The sequence below is a fragment of the Streptomyces sp. NPDC001270 genome, from assembly GCF_042896695.1.
Classification (GTDB): domain Bacteria; phylum Actinomycetota; class Actinomycetes; order Streptomycetales; family Streptomycetaceae; genus Streptomyces.
Window position 1 is genome coordinate 288,244 of the sequence record NZ_JBIAXM010000005.1, and the last position, 17,301, is coordinate 305,544.

Consider the following 17,301-nt stretch of genomic DNA (forward strand, 5'->3'; position numbering starts at 1 on the left):
CGCAGCGGACCGCGTTCATCCTCGCCCCCGCCCTTTCCGCCCGTTCTCGCCCCCGGCGGCCCGACCGAGTGGGCCGGCCGGACGGACCCGGCCGGGCACGCCGAGCAGGCCGCCGGACCCCGGCCACCCGGGTGGCAGCGCCCCGCCCCGCGGCTCGGGGCGGGGCGGGGCGGGGCAGGACGGGGCAGGGGCAGTGACCGTGGCGCTCGTGACGCAGATCACAGGCGAGGGTCGACCGGCTCCGACTCCAGGGCCAGCACCGCGAACACCGCCTCGTGCACCCGCCACAGCGGCTCCGACTCCGCCAGCCGGTCCAGGGCCTCCAGACCGAGCGCGTACTCGCGCAGCGCCAGCGACCGCTTGTGGTTCAGGAACCGCTGCCGCAGCCGGGCGAGGTTGTCCGGGCGGGTGTACTCGGGGCCGTAGATGATCCGCAGGTACTCGCGGCCCCGGCACTTGATGCCTGGCTGGACCAGCCGGCCCTGCGGGTCGCGGGCCGGCGCGGTCAGCGGCTTGACGACCATGCCCTCACCGCCCCGCCCGGTCAGCTCCAGCCACCACTGGACACCCGACTGAACCGACTCCGGGTCCCCGGTGTCGACGTACAGCCGGCGCGTGGTCTGCAGCAGCCCGCTCTCGTCGTGCTCGACGAGCCGGTCGATCAGGGCCAGCTGCTCGTCCTGCGGCAACCCGGCCAGGCTGCGCCCGCCCACGGCGAGCAGCTGGAACGGGGCCAGCCGCACCCCGGTCAGGCCCTCGGTGGGCCAGCAGTAGCGCCGGTACGCGTCCGTGAACGCGGCGGCGTCGGCGGACCGTTCGCGCTGGCGGGCGAGGAGCCCGGCCACGTCGGCCCCGCGCGCCGCCGCGCCCTGCACCGCCGTCAGCACGTCCGGGAACACCGCCCCGGCCGCGGCGCCCACGGCCGCGTACTGGCTGCGCAGCAGCCCCGACGCCTTCAGCGACCACGGCATCAGCTCCGCGTCCAGCAGCAGCCAGTCGGTGTCCAGCTCGTCCCACAGCCCGGCCGCGCCGGCCGCCGACCGCAGCCGCCCGAGGATCTCCTCGGTCACGGCCTCGTCGTCGAAGAACGGCCGCCCGGTGCGGGTGTACAGCGCCCCGGTCACCCGGTCCGCCCCGAACCGCCCGCGGGCCGCCGCCGCGTCCCGGCACACCAGCGCCACGGCCCGCGAGCCCATGTGCTTCTCCTCGCACACGACCCGCGCGACACCGTCCTCGGCGTACTGCGCGAAGGCTTCGGCCGGGTGCTCCAGATAGCCCTCGACCCGGCTCGTGGCCGTCGGCGCCATGGTCGGCGGGAGGTACGGCAGCAGCCGCGGGTCGATCGCGAACCGGCTCATGACCTCCAGCGCCGCCGCGGCGTTCGCCTCGCGCACCGCGACACGGCCCGCGTGCCGGGTCTCGACGACCCGGCGGCCGTGCACGTCGCCGAGGTCGAGCGGCCGTCCCTCCCGGCCGCCGGGCGCCTCGCCGCGCAGCGGTTTCACCGGCTCGTACCACATCCGCTCGGCCGGTACGTCGACCAGTTCGCGCTCCGGCCAGCGCAGCGCGGTCAGCCTGCCGCCGAAGACAGCGCCGGTGTCCAGGCAGAGGGTGTTGTTCAGCCAGCTCGCCTCGGGGACCGGCGTGTGCCCGTAGACCACGGCCGCCCGGCCCCGGTAGTCCTCCGCCCACGGGTAGCGCACCGGCAGGCCGAACTCGTCGGTCTCGCCGGTGGTGTCGCCGTACAGCGCGTGCGAGCGGACCCGCCCCGACGTCCGCCCGTGGTACTTCTCGGGCAGTCCCGCGTGGCAGACGACGAGCCGGCCGCCGTCCAGCACGTAGTGGCTGACGAGTCCGTCGATGAACTCCCCCACCCGCTCCCTGAACTCCTCGCTCTCCTTCGCCATCTGCTCGACGGTCTCGGCGAGCCCATGGGTGAGCTGGACCTTGCGGCCCTTGAGGTACCGCCCGTACTTGTTCTCGTGGTTGCCGGGCACGCACAGCGCGTGGCCCGCGGCGGCCATCGACATCACCCGGCGCAGCACACCGGGGCTGTCCGGCCCGCGGTCGACCAGGTCGCCGACGAAGACGGCGGTACGGCCGTCCGGGTGCACCCCGTCCTCGTACCCCAACTCGACGAGCAGCGCTTCGAGTTCGGCCGAGCAGCCGTGCACGTCACCGATGATGTCGAACGGGCCGGTGAGGTGGGTGAGGTCGTTGAACCGCTTCTCCGTGACAACGCTCGCCCGCTCGATCTCGTCGGTCCCGCGCAGGACGTGCACCTTGCGGAAGCCCTCGCGCTCCAGGTGCCGGAGGGAGCGGCGGAGTTCGCGGGTGTGCCGGCGGATCACCCGGCGCGGCATGTCGGCCCGGTCGGGGCGGGCGGCGTTGCGTTCGGCGCACACCTCCTCGGGCACGTCGAGCACGATGGCGATCGGCAGTACGTCATGCTTCCTGGCCAGCTCGATCAGCTGCCGTCTGCTGTCCTCCTGCACGCTGGTGGCGTCGACGACGGTGCGGCGGCCGGCGGCCAGCCGCTTCCCGGCGATGTAGTGCAGGACGTCGAAGGCGTCCCGGGTGGCGCTCTGGTCGTTCTCGTCGTCGCTGACCAGGCCGCGGCAGAAGTCCGAGGAGATGATCTCGGTGGGCCTGAAGTGCCTGCGGGCGAAGGTCGACTTGCCGGAGCCGGAGGCGCCGACCAGCACCACGAGGGAGAGATCGGTGACCGGCAGCACCCGCTCCGCGCGCGGTGTCCGTGCCTGCGCCGGTGCCGTGCCCGGTTCCTGTGCCTGTCCCGGTATCGCGGTCATGCGGCCTTCGCCTCCTTCTTCTCGTCAGTGGGTCCGAGGCCGAACACGGCCATCTGCGTGGGCGGCCCCACCTCGGGGTCGTCCGGTCCGACGGGCACGAACTGCACGTCGTACCCGTGCCGTTCGGCCACCGTCCGGGCCCAGGCCCAAAACTCCTCCCGCGTCCACTCGAACCGGTGGTCGCGGTGGCGCAGCCGTCCGGCCGGCAGGGTCTCCCAGCGGACGTTGTACTCGGCGTTCGGTGTCGTCACCAGGACGGTGCGCGGGCGGGCGGCGCCGAACACCGCGTACTCCAGGGCGGGCAGCCGCGGTGGATCGATGTGCTCGACGACCTCGCAGAGCACGGCGGCGTCGTAGCCCCGCAACCGGTCGTCGGTGTAGGCGAGCGAGCCCTGGAGGAGCTTGACGCGCGCGGCCTGCCGCTCGCCCATGCGGTCCAGCCTGAGCCGCCGGGCGGCGACGGCGAGCGCCCGCACGGACACGTCGACGCCGACGATCTCGGTGAACGCGGGGTCCTTCAGGAGGGTCTGCACCAGCGGTCCCTGGCCGCAGCCGAGGTCGAGCACCCGGCCGGCGCCGGCCCGCTTGAGCGCGTCGACGAGCGCGTCACGGCGCCGCACGGCGAGCGGCGTCGGCTTCTCCTCGGCCCCGGTAGCGGCCCCTGCCTGGTTCCCTGCCTCCGGCTCCCCCTCGCTCCCGGTCTCGGCCGCGGCCCCCTTCTCGCCCTCGCTCCCGTTCCCGGTCCCGTCCTCGCTCCCGGCCTCGGTCTCGTCCTCGACGGCGTTGTCGATCTCCTCGACCTCGCTGTCGTCGGTCTCGGCGAGCCGCACCAGTTCCAGTCGCTCGCTCGCCTGCCGGGTCAGGGACCAGCGGCGGGACAGGTACCGGCTGGTGATGAGCCGCTGCTCGGGGTGATCGGCCAGCCAGCCCTCGCCGACCCGCAGCAGTTTGTCGACCTCGTCGGGCGCCACCCAGTAGTGCTTGGCGTCGTCGAGGACCGGCAGCAGTACGTACAGGTGCCGCAGCGCCTGCGCGAGGGTGAGCCGCTCGGACTCCAGGACGAGCCGCACGTAGCGCGAGTCGCCCCACTCGGGGAACTCGGCGTCGAGCGGTACGGGTTCGGCGGTCACCGTCCAGCCGAGCGGTTCGAACAGGTCCCGGACCAGGTCGGGGCCGCTGCGCGCGCCGCCGCGGGCGGGCAGCGCGGGCACCTCGACGCACAGCGGCAGCGGCTCGGCGGCCCGCTCCGGCCGGGCGTTGCAGACGCCCCGCATGGCGCTGGAGAAGACGTTGCCCAGTGCCACGGCGAGCAGCGAGGAGGCCGCGTACGGGCGGTCGTTGACGTACTGCGCGAGCGCCGCGTCCGGCGCGCCCCCGCGGCCCTTCCCCTTTCCGCGCCGCACCAGCGCCACCGTATCCACCTCGAACAGCAGCGCCGCCGTGCAGCGCAGGACGTCCGCCTCGGGGTAGAGGACGTGGGCGGTGCCGTAGGAGGTGGAGAACGCCTGTGCCCGGTCGGGATGCTTGTGCAGCAGGAACCCGAGATCGGTGGCCGGGCGCTCCGGGGTGCCGGTGGTCGTGAGGGTCAGGAACATGCCCCGAGTCTCCCCGTCGACACCCCACGACGACCAGCGGTTTTCCCGCGGGCCCGGCGGCTCCGGGTCCGGTGCGCCGCCGCGCCCGCCCGGCGGCCACGGGCGGAGACCGGCCGTCCTGCTCCGGCGGGTACCGGCCGGCGGAGCGGGAGCGCGGGGCGCGAGCGGGCGGCGTGAGCGGCCGGGGCGGGTTCGGCAGGGTCCGGGCGCGGCGGGGCCGGGGTGTTACGACAGCTGGGTCTGGACCTGGGAGGAGATGAGTTCCAGGTGGTCCAGGTCGGAGAGGTCGAGGACCTGGAGGTAGATCCGCTCGGAGCCGGCCTCCGCGTACTTGCCGATCTTGTCGACGACCTCCGCCGGGGAGCCGGCCAGGCCGTTGGCCTTCAGGTCGTCGACGTCGCGGCCGATCGCGGCGGCCCGGCGGGCGACCTCCTGGTCGTCGCTGCCGACGCAGACGACGAGGGCGTTGGAGTACGTGATCTCGTCCGCGGGGCGGCCCACCGCCTCGGCCGCGGCGCGGACCCGGCCGAACTGCCGCTCGCTGTCCTCGACCGAGGCGAACGGCATGTTGAACTCGTCGGCGTAGCGCGCGGTCAGTCGAGGCGTGCGGGTCGCGCCGTGGCCGCCGATCAGCACCGGGATCTTCGCCTGGGCGGGCTTGGGCAGCGCGGGCGAGCCGGTCAGGTCGTAGTAGGTGCCGTGGAAGTCGAAGGTGTCACCGATCTTGGTCCGCCACAGGCCGGTGACGATGGCCAGCTGTTCCTCCAGGCGGCCGAACTTCTCCTTCGGGAACGGAATCCCGTACGCCTTGTGCTCCTCCTCGAACCAGCCCGAACCCAGGCCCAGTTCGATCCGGCCGCCGGACATCTGGTCGACCTGGGCGACCTGGATGGCGAGGACGCCGGGCAGGCGGAAGGTGGCCGCGGTCATCAACGTGCCGAGCCGGATGCGCTTGGTCTCGCGGGCCAGGCCGGCGAGGGTGATCCAGGCGTCGGTGGGGCCGGGCAGCCCGTCCACGTTGCCCATGTGAAGGTAATGGTCCGAACGGAAGAAGGCGTCGAAGCCGAGGTCCTCCGTGGCCTTCGCCACGGCGAGCAGGGTGTCATAGGTCGCCCCTTGCTGGGGCTCGGTGAAGATGCGCAGGTCCATACATCCATCCTGCACGCCGCGTGCCCCTTCGACCCCACCGGCACCCCCTGTCACAGCCGTCCCCGGTCGGGTGAAATCACGTCAACCGCGCACACGGGATGCCGCCGGAGCAGTGACCGGTCCCTGTGGTGATCGTTGGGCGGGCGGGGCCGGACCGTCCGGCGTCCGCGAGGAGGCCGTCGTGTCCGAAGAAGAAGATTCCGTGCCGCTCCCAGCGGGGACCGGGCAGCCGAAGGGGCTGCTGGAGCAGATGGAGGAGTTGATGGCCGCGCTGAACGCGGACCTGTCCGCTCTGGACGCGGATCTTCAGTCGGCCGGGGGGCTGGGGAGCGGGCCCGCCGACGGGGGCGAAGCCGCCTGAGGCCAGGCCGCCGGAAGCCTGACCGGGTGGGGCTGTCCCACCTCCGTCTCCGGCATCGCCGCCTCCTCTCTGGCGGCCAGCTTGCGCAGCATCTCCCGCACCCGGTCACGGGACTCGTCCGCCGCGTCGATCGCCTCCATGCACTGCCAGTACGTCGTCTCGTCGGCGGCGCTGGCCATGCCGATCAGGGCGATACCGACCTCGGCGAGCAGGCTGCCCAGGCAGAGGAGGGTGTGGCGGGCGTCGTCCAGTTCGGTGAGCTGGGCCGCGCGCAGGTCTCCGGTGTCGAGGTTCGGGGCGTCCAGGACACCGCAGCCCCGGCCGGCCAACTCGGTCAGGCCCAGCGCCTCGCCTCGCAGCTCCGGTGGTCCGGAGACCGCCAGACGGCTGCCGATCGCCTGGGCCAGGGCCTGGGCCTGCCACACCTCGGTCAGGGTCCCAGGCGCGTCCCCGCTCGCGGCGAGGGCGTGTCTGCTCGTCACGATGAGCCGCACCGCATCCATGCGCTGCCCCGTCCCTCCGACGTGCTCTCCGCACGTCCGGCCTGACTCCACTGTCCACTACCCAGAGTGAAGGTCCGTGGGACGAAAAGCCAGAGGAAGACGGAAATCTGCGGACAACAATTCGGATTCGACAGCTATTTTGACTACGGAGAGTAAAAATGGAGCGTGAGGTTTCGTGGCTCCGCCCCGCGCGCCGTCCGCGCTGCCCCGCGCCGCACCGCCTCCGACGCGCCGCCGCGGGCCACCACACGCCCTCTCCCACGCCTTCACCTGCGGCTCTCTCCGCAGTGCTCCGCCGCATGCACCGCCCGTGCCGTGCCATGCACCGGCCGTGCCGCTCCGTCCCGCGCTCCGCCCCGCGCGCTCCCCCGTGCCCGCGGCGGCGTCATCTCCCGGCCGGATCCCCGGTGTCCTCCCCCGGCGCGGCCTCCGGCGCCGGGAACCGCCGTTCGTTCCGGTCGATCTTCGCGTCCAGTGCGGCCAGCGGGTCGACCCCCAGCACCTCGCACAACTGGAGCAGATAGGCGAGGACGTCGGCGATCTCGTCCTCGACCCGGTGCGCCGAGTCCGGCGCGTCCATGACGCGGGCCGACTCCTCGGGCGTCAACCACTGGAAGATCTCGACCAGTTCCGACGCCTCCACGCTGAGGGCGGTCGCCAGGTTCTTCGGGGTGTGGTAGGGCTGCCAGTTCCGGGCGGCCGCGAAGTCGGCCAGTCGGCGCTGAAGTCTCGCCACGTCCAGGTGTTCCGTCACGGGTCCAGGTCTACCACGGTGACTCCGGCCGCCCCGGCGGCCCATGAGGCGTCGGCGACCGCCCCGACGAACCGGATGTGCCCGAGCGCGCACATCCGCGCCGCGAGCCGCAGCAGTCCGCCGCGCTGGCGGGGGTCCAGGGCGCGGTCGAAGCCGTCGGCGAGGACGGTCAGGCCCCGCATGGCGTCGGGCACCTCCCCGGGCGCGTCGACGTCGAGCACGCCCGGCCCGGTGAGCAGCACCAGGGCCAGCGCGAGGTAGCGCAGTTCGCCGTCGCCGAGCCGGCCGGCGTCGGTGCGGATGCCGTCGCCCCGGTCGAGCACCGAGCGGACAGTGCCGTCGCCCAGCGGTTCGGCGAGCACGTCGGCCACCGGACCGCGGCATCCGTCGCGCACCGCGGCGACCAGGTGCGCGTACCGGCGTCCGCACTCCGACCTGGTGCGCAACAGGACGTCGGCGAGGTTGTCGCAGCCGGACAGCAGCCGTCCGGAGCCCCTGCGGACCGGCGCCCGCATCCGGTCGGGCCGCGGGTCGCAGGCGAAGACGGAGCGCAGGGCGAGCACGGTCTGCTCGGCGGCGGCGAGCACCCGGCGCTGTCCGTCCGTCTTGCCGGCCACCCGCAGCGGCAGGAGCGCGGTGCCGAGCCGGTCGTCCGGAAGCGGGGCGCGGGTCACCGGCGCCGACCCGGCCGTGTGCCAGACGGCCTGTACGGTGCGCCGGCCCGGATCGCGCAGCGCGGTCTGAAGGAGGGCCCGGCCGCCCGCGGTCAACCGCTCGCCCACGATGCGCAGTTCGGGCTCGGCCTGGACGGCGACGTCGAGCCGGACCGGGCCCTCGGGGCCGTCCGCCGTACAGCCGATGCGGAAACCGCGGCGGCGCTGGGCGTCGGGCCTGGCCCGCTCGGGCACGCAGGCGGCGGGGTCCGGGAAGACCTCGGCGAGCGGGGCGCCGGCGGCGAGCCGGGCCAGTGCCTCGTAGGCCCGCAGCGCGGTCGTCTTCCCGGACCCGCTGGGCCCCGCGAAGAGGGTGACCGGGCCCAGCGGGAACCCGGTCCGGCGGTGCCCGGCGAAGGCGGACAGCCGTAACTCGGTGAGGCCCGGCCGCACCACCCCCTCAGGCCGGTCCGATCGGCCAGGCCGGTCCGATCGGCCAGGCCGGTCCGATCGGCCGGGCGAGTCCGGCGGGTCCGACCGGTCCCGGGATGCCGACGGCGTCGGTGGGGCCTGGGGCGGCAGTGGGGCCGACCGCGCCGCCGGCAGGAATGCCGCCGGTGGAACCGACGGCGGCCGGTCGGCTGCGGGGCTCGCGGGGGACGGGACGGGCGCGGTGGACGCGCGGGACTCGGCCATGTCGGGACCGTAGGACCGCGGTGCCGAGGCGAACCGTTCCGCCCCCGGTGCTTTCCTACGATCGGGGGACCGTCCTCAGCCGCCGGACGCCCCCGCCTGGGCCATCAGCTCGCTGACCTCTATGCCGGGCGGCGTGAGCAGGAACACATTGCGGTCGACGCGGTGCATTCCGCTGGCCAGGCCGAAGACCACGCCCGTGCTGAAGTCGAGCACGCGCTTGGCCACGTCGGTCTCGGCTCCGGTGAGGTCGAGCAGCACGGGGATGCCGGCCATCAGGGTCTCGGCGACCTCGCGGGCGTCCGCGAACACGTTGACCCGCAGGACGACCAACCTGCGCCGCGCCTCGGTCGCGGCCTCCGGCAGCGCGCGGTGGTCCACCGCGGACGGCCAGGCGTCCCGGCCCCGCAACGGCACGACCTGGGCGAGCCCCTCCCACTGTTCGTCGGTGGCGTCGTAACGGTTCACCGGCTCCCCCCGATCTGACTCGCTCTCCATGCCTTCACCGGCCAATTCTTACGCCAAGTCACCCGTTCGGCCCAACAGCGACACGAAGCGCCACCGCTACGGCCGCACACCCCCGGGCGGATCTCTAGGCACTTGTCCGAATACGCCCCCTTCTTACTGCCCTCACACCGGACTCTTCACCTCCTGCGACACCCCGCTCACCGGCCGCTATTACCGTGCCGAATCGTGCACTTGGCAGACACACAGCTGGTGGCACCCCGGTGGCGGACACAGTCGGTGGTGTCCGCCGCCCGGGGAAACCCCGGCTCCCCCACGCAGTGGCATCGCGTTCTCACGGTCCTCGCCGATGTGAGCCTCTTCATCGGCACCCGGTCGGTCTGGACCCAGGCGGCCACGCACCACCTGGTCCTCGCGGCCGTCATCTCCCTGTGCTACGCCGCCATCCTGGTCACCGGCGTGCTGGCCCTGACGGTCCACCGGGCCGGATCGCTGGCCCGCCTCGATCTGGTGGTCCTGGTGACGGCCGTGACGCTGGTCCTGTGCAACTGGGCGATGAACCACGGCGGCGGCGACGAGGGGGCCCTCACCGCCCAGGCCGCCCGGGAACTCGCCGCCGGACACACCGTCTACGGGCAGCCCTGGCCCTGGCTGTTCCACAGCAAGGGCGTGGCCCTCACCCCGACGACGAACGGCGGCTACGACCTGACGTACGGCTATCCGCCGCTCGCCCCGATGCTGACCGCGGCGCTGCTGTGGCTCGGTCACGGCGCCGCACCCGCCACGGCGGTGACCACCGGCGCGCTGGTCGTCGGCACGGTCGTGCTGTGGCGGATGCTGCCCGCGCCCTGGCGGCCGGCGGTCACCATGGCCTGCCTGGGCTTCGGCTTCCTGCCGACGTACGCGCGGCTCGGCTATCCGGCCGTCCTCAGCCTGGCCCTGCTGATGCCGGTGGTGGTGTGCTGGCCGCGGATCGGGCTCGGCGGACGGCTGGGCGCCGCGGGGATCGCCCGGGCCGTCTGCCTGGGGGCGGCCTGCGCGGCGCAGCAACTGCCGTGGTTCGTGGCACCGTTCCTGCTGGCCGGCGTCTACGCCGTACGCCGTGGTGAGCTGGGCGGCCGGGCGGCCGGGCTGGTGGTACTGCGGCTGGTCGGGATCGCGGTCACCACCTGGCTGCTGATCAACACCTATTTCGTGGTGCAGGAACCGGGACCGTGGCTGGACGGGGTCGCGCTGCCGCTCACCCAAGGGGCGGTGCTGCACGGCCAGGGCCTGGACGACATCTCGCTGTACTTCACCGACGGCAGCGACCGGCTCGACTGGTACGGGCACGCGAGCATGCTCCTGGCGGCAGGACTGCTCGCACTGTTCGTGCTGTTCGTGCGGCGGCTGGGCCCGGCGGCGACGGTGCTGCCCTGGTGCGCCTTCTACCTGGCGACCCGTTCCCAGGACGGCTACTACCTGCTGATGACGCCGCTGTGGCTGGTGGGCGCGATCACCGCTCCGGCGGCGGAGTTCGAGCACGCCTGGCAGCCGCGGCCCGGACCGCTGGCCGGGGTGCGCCGCCGGCCCGCGCTGGCCGCCGTGAGCGCGCTGCTCGTCCTCCCCGCGCTGCTGAGCGCGGTCCTGGCGGTGACCGGCTCGCCGCCGCTGCGGATGCGGGTCACCGCGGTGCGGCACGCCTCGGCGAACGTCGTCTCGGCGCTCACCCTGCGGGTGACGAACACCGCGGGCGACGCGCTCACCCCGCACTTCACGCTCACCCAGGGCCAGGGCATGAGCAAGTACTGGTCCCTGGTGCGGGGTCCGGCGACGCTGCCCGCGCACAGCACGACGACCCTGGAGCTACGGCCGCCGGACGGCCACTACGGTCTTCCCAAGGCGAAGGCGCGGGTGCGGCTGCGCGCGTTCACGGCCACTCCGCAGACGCTGTCGAGTCAGGACGTCCATCTGCGGCAGGTCCCCGGAGGCACCGGCTGACCGCCGGCGCGGTGTTACCGTCGACGCGCACTTGCCGTCGAGGGGCCGCCCTCAGGGCGACACGGTCTCCCGGAGGACACGGCCCGCGGGCGCCCCGCCCGCACGGCACGGTGTCGCGAAGCGCACCGTCCCGGCACGGTCTCGCGGCCGGTGCGGGGTCGTGGCCGGCGCGCACCGCCGTGCGGGTGAACCGGGGTGTGCCCGGCGGTCGCGGGCGCCGGGCGGCCGGCCGCCGGGCCGTCCCTCCGCAGGGGCCCGACGCGCCCGCAGCAGCCCCTGCGGAACCCCGACTTGCCCGGGAGAAACCCCTGAAGAACCCCTGAAGGAACCTGGGCCGCCCCGAAGAGGCGCAGGTCACAATCTCTGCGAGGGCAACGTCACAGCGCGTGCTCTGCTGTCGGGTGAGCGGGCTGTCCTAGCATCCGACCATGACGGTCCTGCCTGACGACGGGCTCTCACTGGCCGCCGAGTTCCCTGACGCGACGCACGAGCAGTGGCAACGCCTGGTCGAGGGCGTGCTGCGCAAGTCGGGCAAGGAAGTCTCGGGCGCCGCAGCTGAGGACGCCCTGTCCACGACGCTGGAGGACGGGCTGCGCACCCGTCCTCTCTACACCGCGCGCGACACCGCGCCCGAGCCCGGCCTGCCCGGCTTCGCCCCCTTCGTCCGTGGCAGCCGCCCGCAGGGCAACACCGTGGGCGGCTGGGACGTACGGCAGCGGCACGCGGCGCTCGCCGACGGCGCGGTCCTCACCGACCTGGAGAACGGCGCGACCTCGCTCTGGCTGCTCGTGGGCGAGGGCGGGATCCCGGTGCCGGAGCTGCGCCGTGCGCTCGACGGCGTGTACCTCGACCTGGCACCGGTGGTCCTGGACGCGGGCCGGGACGTGACGGCCGCCGCACAGGAGTTGCTGGGGCTGTACGCCGAGCGGGGCGTCGCACCTGAGGCGACGCACGGCAACCTCGGCGCGGACCCGCTCGGGTACGAGGCCCGCACCGGTGAACGGCAGGACTTCGCCCCGGTCGCGGCGCTCGCCGAACGCTGCGCCGGCGGGTATCCGGCGCTGCGGGCGCTGACCGTGGACGCGCTGCCGTACCACGAGGCCGGCGGCAGCGCAGGGCAGGAACTCGGCGCCTCCCTCGCCACCGGCGTCGCCTACCTGCGGGAGCTGACCGAGGCCGGACTGACGGTCGAGCAGGGCTGTGCGCAGTTGGAGTTCCGCTACGCGGCCACCGCCGACCAGTTCCTGACCGTCGCCAAGCTGCGCGCGGCGCGCCGGCTGTGGGCGCGGGTCGCCGAGGTGTGCGGGGCGCCCGACGCGGGCGGGCAGGTCCAGCACGCCGTGACCTCACCGGTGATGACGACCCGCCGCGACCCCTGGGTGAACATGCTGCGGGCGACGGTGGCGACGCTGGCCGCCGGGGTCGGCGGCGCCGACGCGGTGACCGTGCTGCCGTTCGACCACGCGCTCGGCCAGCCGGACGCGTTCGCCCGCCGCATCGCCCGCAACACGTCCACGATCCTGCTGGAGGAGTCGCAGCTGGCCCGGGTGATCGACCCGGCGGGCGGCTCCTGGTACGTGGAACGGCTGACCGACGAACTCGCCCACGCGGGCTGGGAGTTCTTCCGGTCGATCGAGCGGGACGGCGGCCAGGCGGCGGTGCTGCGCTCGGGCCGGATCCGCGACGACCTGGCGCGGACCTGGCAGCAGCGCTCGGCGCGGCTCGCCACCCGGCGCGAACCCGTCACCGGGGTCAGCGAGTTCCCGGATCTGGCCGAGCGGCCCCTGGAGCGCGAGCCCGCGCCCGAGCCGCGCTCCGGCGGGCTGCCCCGGGTCCGCCGCGACGAGGCGTTCGAGGCACTGCGCGCCCGTTCCGACGCCCACCTCGCGGCGACCGGCGCCCGGCCGCGGATCTTCCTGGCCGTGCTCGGCCCGGCCGCCGCGCACAGCGCACGCGCCGCGTTCGCCGCCAACCTCTTCCAGGCGGGCGGCGTCGAGCCGGTCACCGAGGGCCGCTTCGCGGACAGCGGCGCACCGGAGGCCGTGCTGTGTTCCAGCGACGCGCTCTACGCCGAACAGGCCGGACAGGCCGCGGCGGACCTGCGGGCGGCCGGCGCCCGGCATGTGTCCCTGGCGGGCCGCCCGGCCGACCATCCGGGCGTCGACTCGTACGTCTTCGCGGGCTGCGACGCCGTCGCCGTGCTGTCCGCGACCCTCGACCGCATGGGAGTGGCCTGATGGGAATCCCCGACTTCTCCGGCATCGAACTGGGCACCCCGGACCCGGCGGGCACCGCCGCGGAGTGGGGTACGGCCGTGCGGTGGGCCACCGGCGGCGAGGCACCGGTGTGGGAGACGCCCGAGGGCATCGGCGTCAGACCGCTGTACACCGGCCGTGACCTGGAGGGCCTGGACTTCCTGGACACCTACCCGGGCATCGCGCCGTATCTGCGCGGCCCGTACCCGACGATGTACGTCAACCAGCCCTGGACGATCCGCCAGTACGCCGGCTTCTCCACCGCCGAGGAGTCCAACGCGTTCTACCGGCGCAATCTGGCGGCCGGCCAGAAGGGCCTGTCGGTCGCCTTCGACCTGCCGACGCACCGCGGCTACGACAGCGACCACCCGCGGGTGACCGGTGACGTCGGCATGGCGGGCGTGGCCATCGACTCGCTCTACGACATGCGGCAGCTGTTCGACGGCATCCCGCTGGACCGGATGACGGTGTCGATGACGATGAACGGGGCCGTGCTGCCGGTGCTCGCGCTGTACATCGTGGCGGCCGAGGAACAGGGCGTGCCGCCCGAGAAGCTGGCCGGGACCATCCAGAACGACATCCTCAAGGAGTTCATGGTCCGCAACACGTACATCTATCCGCCGAAGCCGTCGATGCGGATCATCTCCGACATCTTCGCGTACACCTCGCAGCGGATGCCCCGCTACAACTCCATCTCGATCTCCGGCTACCACATCCAGGAGGCGGGTGCCACGGCCGACCTGGAGCTGGCGTACACGCTCGCGGACGGCGTGGAGTACATCAGGGCCGGGCGGGAGGCGGGCCTGGACGTGGACGCGTTCGCGCCCCGGCTGTCCTTCTTCTGGGCGATCGGCATGAACTTCTTCATGGAGATCGCCAAGCTGCGCGCCGCGCGTCTGCTGTGGGCGAAGCTGGTCGCGCAGTTCGAGCCGGAGAACGCCAAGTCGCTCTCCCTGCGGACGCATTCGCAGACCTCCGGCTGGTCACTGACCGCGCAGGACGTGTTCAACAACGTGACCCGGACCTGTGTGGAGGCGATGGCGGCCACCCAGGGCCACACCCAGTCCCTGCACACCAACGCCCTCGACGAGGCGCTGGCGCTGCCCACCGACTTCTCGGCGCGCATCGCCCGCAACACCCAGTTGCTCATCCAGCAGGAGTCCGGCACCACCCGGGTCATCGACCCGTGGGGCGGCAGCGCCTATGTCGAGCGGCTGACGTACGACCTCGCCCGCAGGACCTGGCAGCACATCGAGGAGGTCGAGCGGGCGGGCGGCATGGCGCAGGCCATCGACGCCGGTATCCCGAAGCTGCGGGTGGAGGAGGCCGCGGCCCGCACCCAGGCCCGGATCGACTCCGGCCGCCAGCCGGTGATCGGCGTGAACAAGTACCGGGCGTACAACGACAATGGCGACGAGCAGATCGAGGTCCTGAAGGTCGACAACTCCGCCGTGCGCGCCCAGCAGATCGAGAAGCTGCGCAGGCTGCGGGAGGAGCGGGACGAGACCGCCTGCCGGGACGCGCTGGACGCGCTCACCCGGGCCGCGGACGGCGACGGCAACCTGCTGGAGCTGGCCGTGCGGGCGGCCCGCGCGAAGGCCACCGTCGGCGAGATCTCCGACGCCCTGGAGAAGGTCTACGGCCGGCACGCGGGCCAGATCCGTACGATCTCCGGCGTGTACCGCAACGAGACCGGCGAGTCCCCGTCCGTGGACCGCACGCGCGCCCTGGTGGACGCGTTCGAGGAGGCCGAGGGGCGCCGGCCGCGCATCCTGGTCGCCAAGATGGGCCAGGACGGCCACGACCGCGGCCAGAAGGTGATCGCCACCGCCTTCGCCGACCTCGGCTTCGACGTCGACGTCGGCCCCCTGTTCCAGACCCCGGACGAGGTCGCCCGGCAGGCCGTCGAGGCCGACGTGCACGTGGTCGGGGTGTCCTCGCTGGCCGCGGGGCACCTCACCCTCGTACCGGCGCTGCGCGAACAGCTGGCCGCGGAGGGCCGGGAGGACATCATGGTCGTGGTCGGCGGGGTGATCCCGCCGCAGGACGTGCCGACCCTGCTGGAGATGGGCGCCACGGCCGTCTTCCCGCCGGGGACGGTGATCCCGGACGCGGCGTACGACCTGGTGCGGCGGCTTTCGGCCGGCCTCGGCCACGACCTGTAGGGCCCCATGGCGGCTATCGATCTCGACACGTATGTGAAGGGTGTGCTCGACGGGAAGCGGGCCGTCGTGGCCCGCGCCATCACGCTCGTCGAGTCCACCCGGCCGCAGCACCGGGCGCTGGCGCAGGAGGTGCTCACCGAGCTGCTCCCGCACAGCGGCCGGGCCCGGCGGATCGGGGTGAGCGGGGTGCCGGGCGTCGGCAAGTCGACGTTCATCGACGCGTTCGGCACGCTGCTGACCTCCCTCGGGCACCGGGTGGCGGTGCTCGCCGTCGACCCGTCCTCGACCCGTACCGGCGGTTCCATCCTGGGTGACAAGACCCGGATGGAACGGCTGGCGGTGGACCCGGCGGCGTTCGTACGGCCCTCCCCCAGCGCGGGCACGCTGGGCGGGGTCGCGAAGGCGACCCGCGAGTCGATCGTGGTGATGGAGGCGGCGGGCTACGACGTGGTCCTCGTGGAGACGGTGGGTGTCGGCCAGTCGGAGACCGCGGTGGCCGACATGGTCGACTCCTTCCTGCTGCTCACCCTGGCCCGCACCGGCGACCAGTTGCAGGGCATCAAGAAGGGCGTCCTGGAGCTGGCCGACGTGATCGCCGTGAACAAGGCGGACGGCCCGCACGAGCGGGACGCGCGGACGGCGGCGCGGGAACTGGCGGGCGCGCTGCGGCTGATGCACGGCAGGGACGCGTTCTGGACGCCGCCCGTGCTCAGTTGCAGTGCCCGCGACTCGACCGGGCTCGACACGGTGTGGGAACGGCTCGAACAGCACCGGACGCTGTTGGAGTCCACCGGGCGGCTCACCGCCAAGCGGCGCGACCAGCAGGTCGGCTGGACCTGGTCCATGGTCCGCGACGAACTCCTCGGCCGCCTGCACGCCGACCCGTCCGTCCGCGCCGCGGCCCCCGCCCTGGAACAGCGGGTCAGGGACGGCTCCCTGACGGCAACGCTGGCCGCGGAAGAAATCCTGAGGACCTTCGGAAACCCGGCCCCCTGACAACGCCCCCAAAGGGGCGCGGGGAACTGCGCGACCAGCCACAACACAGGCCGCACCCGGCAACGCACCCCACCCACCCCCACAGCGCCCCGACAACACCGTCTCCGCAACGCCCCCAAAGGGGCGCGGGGAACTGCGCGACCAGCCACGACGCAGCCGCACCCGACAACGACACATCACCCACCCCCTCCCTCAACCCACGGGGCCGTGGCGGGCCGGGAACCAGCCATGTGTGACAAGAATCACTCACCACAGCAGCAGGACCGCCTCGCGCCAGGGCCGCGCCGGGAGGGCCGGTGGCCGTAGCGGCGGTCGGTCTCAGCCGCCGTCCTCAGCCGCCGCCGTAGGGACCGTCGTAGCGGCCGTCGTCGTGCCGGGGCGGTACGGGGCCCGGCGCGGTCAACCGTCGGTAGGCGGCGTGGGCGTTCACCAGGCGGGCGAGCACCGTGCCGACGAGCGTGGCGCCGAACAGACAGGACAGCCAGAACGCGTCACGCGGAGCGGCCCAGGTGAGGGTCCCCTCCGGCGGTATCCCGAAGCCGTTGAGGAGCAGCCAGCACAGCAGGGCCGTACCGGGTGCCGCCGTGAAGCGGGCGCAGAGCCCCAGCAGGGCGGCGAGCAGGGACAGCACGGTCAGCGCGAGCGTGGGCCGGTAGGGGCCCACGACGTGGTTGAGGAGGGTCACCAGCACCAACGCCCCGCCGAAGGCGCCGGCCCACACGAACGGCGTCGCGACGGGCTGGGGCACCGGTCGGGCCCCTGAGCGGAATGACACCCACTCGATCATGCTGAACGTTTCCTTCCGGTCCGGCCCGGCGCCGGGAGGTGGTACCGGGCTCCGTCGGCGATTCCGGGGTGCTGGTTAGAGTGTCACCAACCCTTTTGCAAAGGAACAGTCAAACAAGACAGGGGATCACTGTGG

Annotated in this window: 13 protein-coding genes; 5 read left to right on the forward strand and 8 right to left on the reverse strand. The window is 73.5% G+C overall.

Translation table 11 applies throughout. The annotated features are described in order from the left end of the window. Nucleotides 1-218 precede the first annotated feature (218 nt). The 3 genes from ACFY2B_RS11210 to ACFY2B_RS11220 all read right to left on the reverse strand — a co-directional run bounded on the left by ACFY2B_RS11210 (nucleotide 219) and on the right by ACFY2B_RS11220 (nucleotide 5,554). Nucleotides 219-2,810 carry a polynucleotide kinase-phosphatase gene (locus ACFY2B_RS11210; RefSeq protein WP_390762879.1) on the reverse strand — a complete coding sequence of 864 codons (2,592 nt, stop codon included), beginning with the start codon at nucleotides 2,808-2,810 and terminating at the stop codon, nucleotides 219-221. Further along, nucleotides 2,807-4,405 (reverse strand): 3' terminal RNA ribose 2'-O-methyltransferase Hen1, encoded by a 1,599-nt coding sequence (locus tag ACFY2B_RS11215; RefSeq protein WP_390762880.1) that lies wholly within the window; start codon nucleotides 4,403-4,405, stop codon nucleotides 2,807-2,809. Before ACFY2B_RS11215 ends, ACFY2B_RS11210 begins: the two co-directional genes overlap by 4 nt. 225 nt (nucleotides 4,406-4,630) lie before the next feature. After that, complete coding sequence (locus ACFY2B_RS11220) at nucleotides 4,631-5,554, reverse strand: LLM class F420-dependent oxidoreductase (RefSeq protein ID WP_390762881.1); 924 nt, start codon at nucleotides 5,552-5,554, stop codon at nucleotides 4,631-4,633. A 181-nt stretch (nucleotides 5,555-5,735) separates the two neighbouring features. On the opposite strand from ACFY2B_RS11220, the gene ACFY2B_RS11225 reads away from it, so the two are divergent. Next, nucleotides 5,736-5,915 (forward strand): hypothetical protein, encoded by a 180-nt coding sequence (locus ACFY2B_RS11225; protein ID WP_390762882.1) that lies wholly within the window; start codon nucleotides 5,736-5,738, stop codon nucleotides 5,913-5,915. Here ACFY2B_RS11225 and ACFY2B_RS11230 read toward each other — a convergent pair. The 4 genes from ACFY2B_RS11230 to ACFY2B_RS11245 form a co-directional block, all read right to left on the reverse strand. Further along, a complete protein-coding gene (locus tag ACFY2B_RS11230) occupies nucleotides 5,861-6,418 on the reverse strand; it encodes a DUF6099 family protein (protein ID WP_390762883.1) in 558 nt (185 codons plus the stop codon). The genes ACFY2B_RS11225 and ACFY2B_RS11230 overlap by 55 nt on opposite strands. A 385-nt stretch (nucleotides 6,419-6,803) precedes the next feature. After that, nucleotides 6,804-7,172 carry a nucleotide pyrophosphohydrolase gene (locus tag ACFY2B_RS11235; RefSeq protein ID WP_390762884.1) on the reverse strand — a complete coding sequence of 123 codons (369 nt, stop codon included), beginning with the start codon at nucleotides 7,170-7,172 and terminating at the stop codon, nucleotides 6,804-6,806. After that, nucleotides 7,169-8,521 (reverse strand): ATP-binding protein, encoded by a 1,353-nt coding sequence (locus ACFY2B_RS11240; RefSeq protein WP_390762885.1) that lies wholly within the window; start codon nucleotides 8,519-8,521, stop codon nucleotides 7,169-7,171. Before ACFY2B_RS11240 ends, ACFY2B_RS11235 begins: the two co-directional genes overlap by 4 nt. 75 nt (nucleotides 8,522-8,596) lie before the next feature. After that, the gene (locus ACFY2B_RS11245; protein WP_390762886.1) at nucleotides 8,597-9,016 is read right to left on the reverse strand and encodes a cell division protein SepF; all 420 of its coding nucleotides are present in this window, start codon (nucleotides 9,014-9,016) and stop codon (nucleotides 8,597-8,599) included. Between the two features lie 219 nt (nucleotides 9,017-9,235). Between ACFY2B_RS11245 and ACFY2B_RS11250 the strand changes: the two genes are divergently transcribed. The 4 genes from ACFY2B_RS11250 to meaB all read left to right on the forward strand — a co-directional run bounded on the left by ACFY2B_RS11250 (nucleotide 9,236) and on the right by meaB (nucleotide 16,379). Next, a complete protein-coding gene (locus tag ACFY2B_RS11250) occupies nucleotides 9,236-10,963 on the forward strand; it encodes a hypothetical protein (protein ID WP_390762968.1) in 1,728 nt (575 codons plus the stop codon). 428 nt (nucleotides 10,964-11,391) lie between these two features. Next, on the forward strand, nucleotides 11,392-13,200 hold the full coding sequence (locus ACFY2B_RS11255) for a methylmalonyl-CoA mutase subunit beta (protein ID WP_390762887.1): 1,809 nt from the start codon (nucleotides 11,392-11,394) through the stop codon (nucleotides 13,198-13,200). Beyond that, nucleotides 13,200-15,383, forward strand: a complete 2,184-nt coding sequence (gene scpA, locus ACFY2B_RS11260) for a methylmalonyl-CoA mutase (RefSeq protein WP_390762888.1) — start codon at nucleotides 13,200-13,202, stop codon at nucleotides 15,381-15,383. The genes ACFY2B_RS11255 and scpA overlap by 1 nt, the downstream gene beginning before the upstream one ends. Before the next feature lie 6 nt (nucleotides 15,384-15,389). After that, complete coding sequence (meaB, locus tag ACFY2B_RS11265) at nucleotides 15,390-16,379, forward strand: methylmalonyl Co-A mutase-associated GTPase MeaB (protein ID WP_390762889.1); 990 nt, start codon at nucleotides 15,390-15,392, stop codon at nucleotides 16,377-16,379. A 331-nt stretch (nucleotides 16,380-16,710) separates the two neighbouring features. Here the strand turns inward: meaB and ACFY2B_RS11270 are convergent, their stop codons facing one another. After that, on the reverse strand, nucleotides 16,711-17,166 hold the full coding sequence (locus ACFY2B_RS11270) for a hypothetical protein (RefSeq protein WP_390762890.1): 456 nt from the start codon (nucleotides 17,164-17,166) through the stop codon (nucleotides 16,711-16,713). Between the last annotated feature and the right edge of the window lie 135 nt (nucleotides 17,167-17,301).

Excerpts from the sequence above, each read along its gene's own strand:
- ACFY2B_RS11210 (WP_390762879.1), bottom strand. The coding sequence starts at position 2,810 with ATGACCGCGATACCGGGACAGGCACAGGAACCGGGCACGGCACCGGCG.
- ACFY2B_RS11215 (WP_390762880.1), bottom strand. The coding sequence starts at position 4,405 with ATGTTCCTGACCCTCACGACCACCGGCACCCCGGAGCGCCCGGCCACC.
- ACFY2B_RS11220 (WP_390762881.1), bottom strand. The coding sequence starts at position 5,554 with ATGGACCTGCGCATCTTCACCGAGCCCCAGCAAGGGGCGACCTATGAC.
- ACFY2B_RS11230 (WP_390762883.1), bottom strand. The coding sequence starts at position 6,418 with ATGGATGCGGTGCGGCTCATCGTGACGAGCAGACACGCCCTCGCCGCG.
- ACFY2B_RS11240 (WP_390762885.1), bottom strand. The coding sequence starts at position 8,521 with ATGGCCGAGTCCCGCGCGTCCACCGCGCCCGTCCCGTCCCCCGCGAGC.
- ACFY2B_RS11245 (WP_390762886.1), bottom strand. The coding sequence starts at position 9,016 with ATGGAGAGCGAGTCAGATCGGGGGGAGCCGGTGAACCGTTACGACGCC.
- ACFY2B_RS11255 (WP_390762887.1), top strand. The coding sequence starts at position 11,392 with ATGACGGTCCTGCCTGACGACGGGCTCTCACTGGCCGCCGAGTTCCCT.
- scpA (WP_390762888.1), top strand. The coding sequence starts at position 13,200 with ATGGGAATCCCCGACTTCTCCGGCATCGAACTGGGCACCCCGGACCCG.
- meaB (WP_390762889.1), top strand. The coding sequence starts at position 15,390 with ATGGCGGCTATCGATCTCGACACGTATGTGAAGGGTGTGCTCGACGGG.
- ACFY2B_RS11270 (WP_390762890.1), bottom strand. The coding sequence starts at position 17,166 with ATGATCGAGTGGGTGTCATTCCGCTCAGGGGCCCGACCGGTGCCCCAG.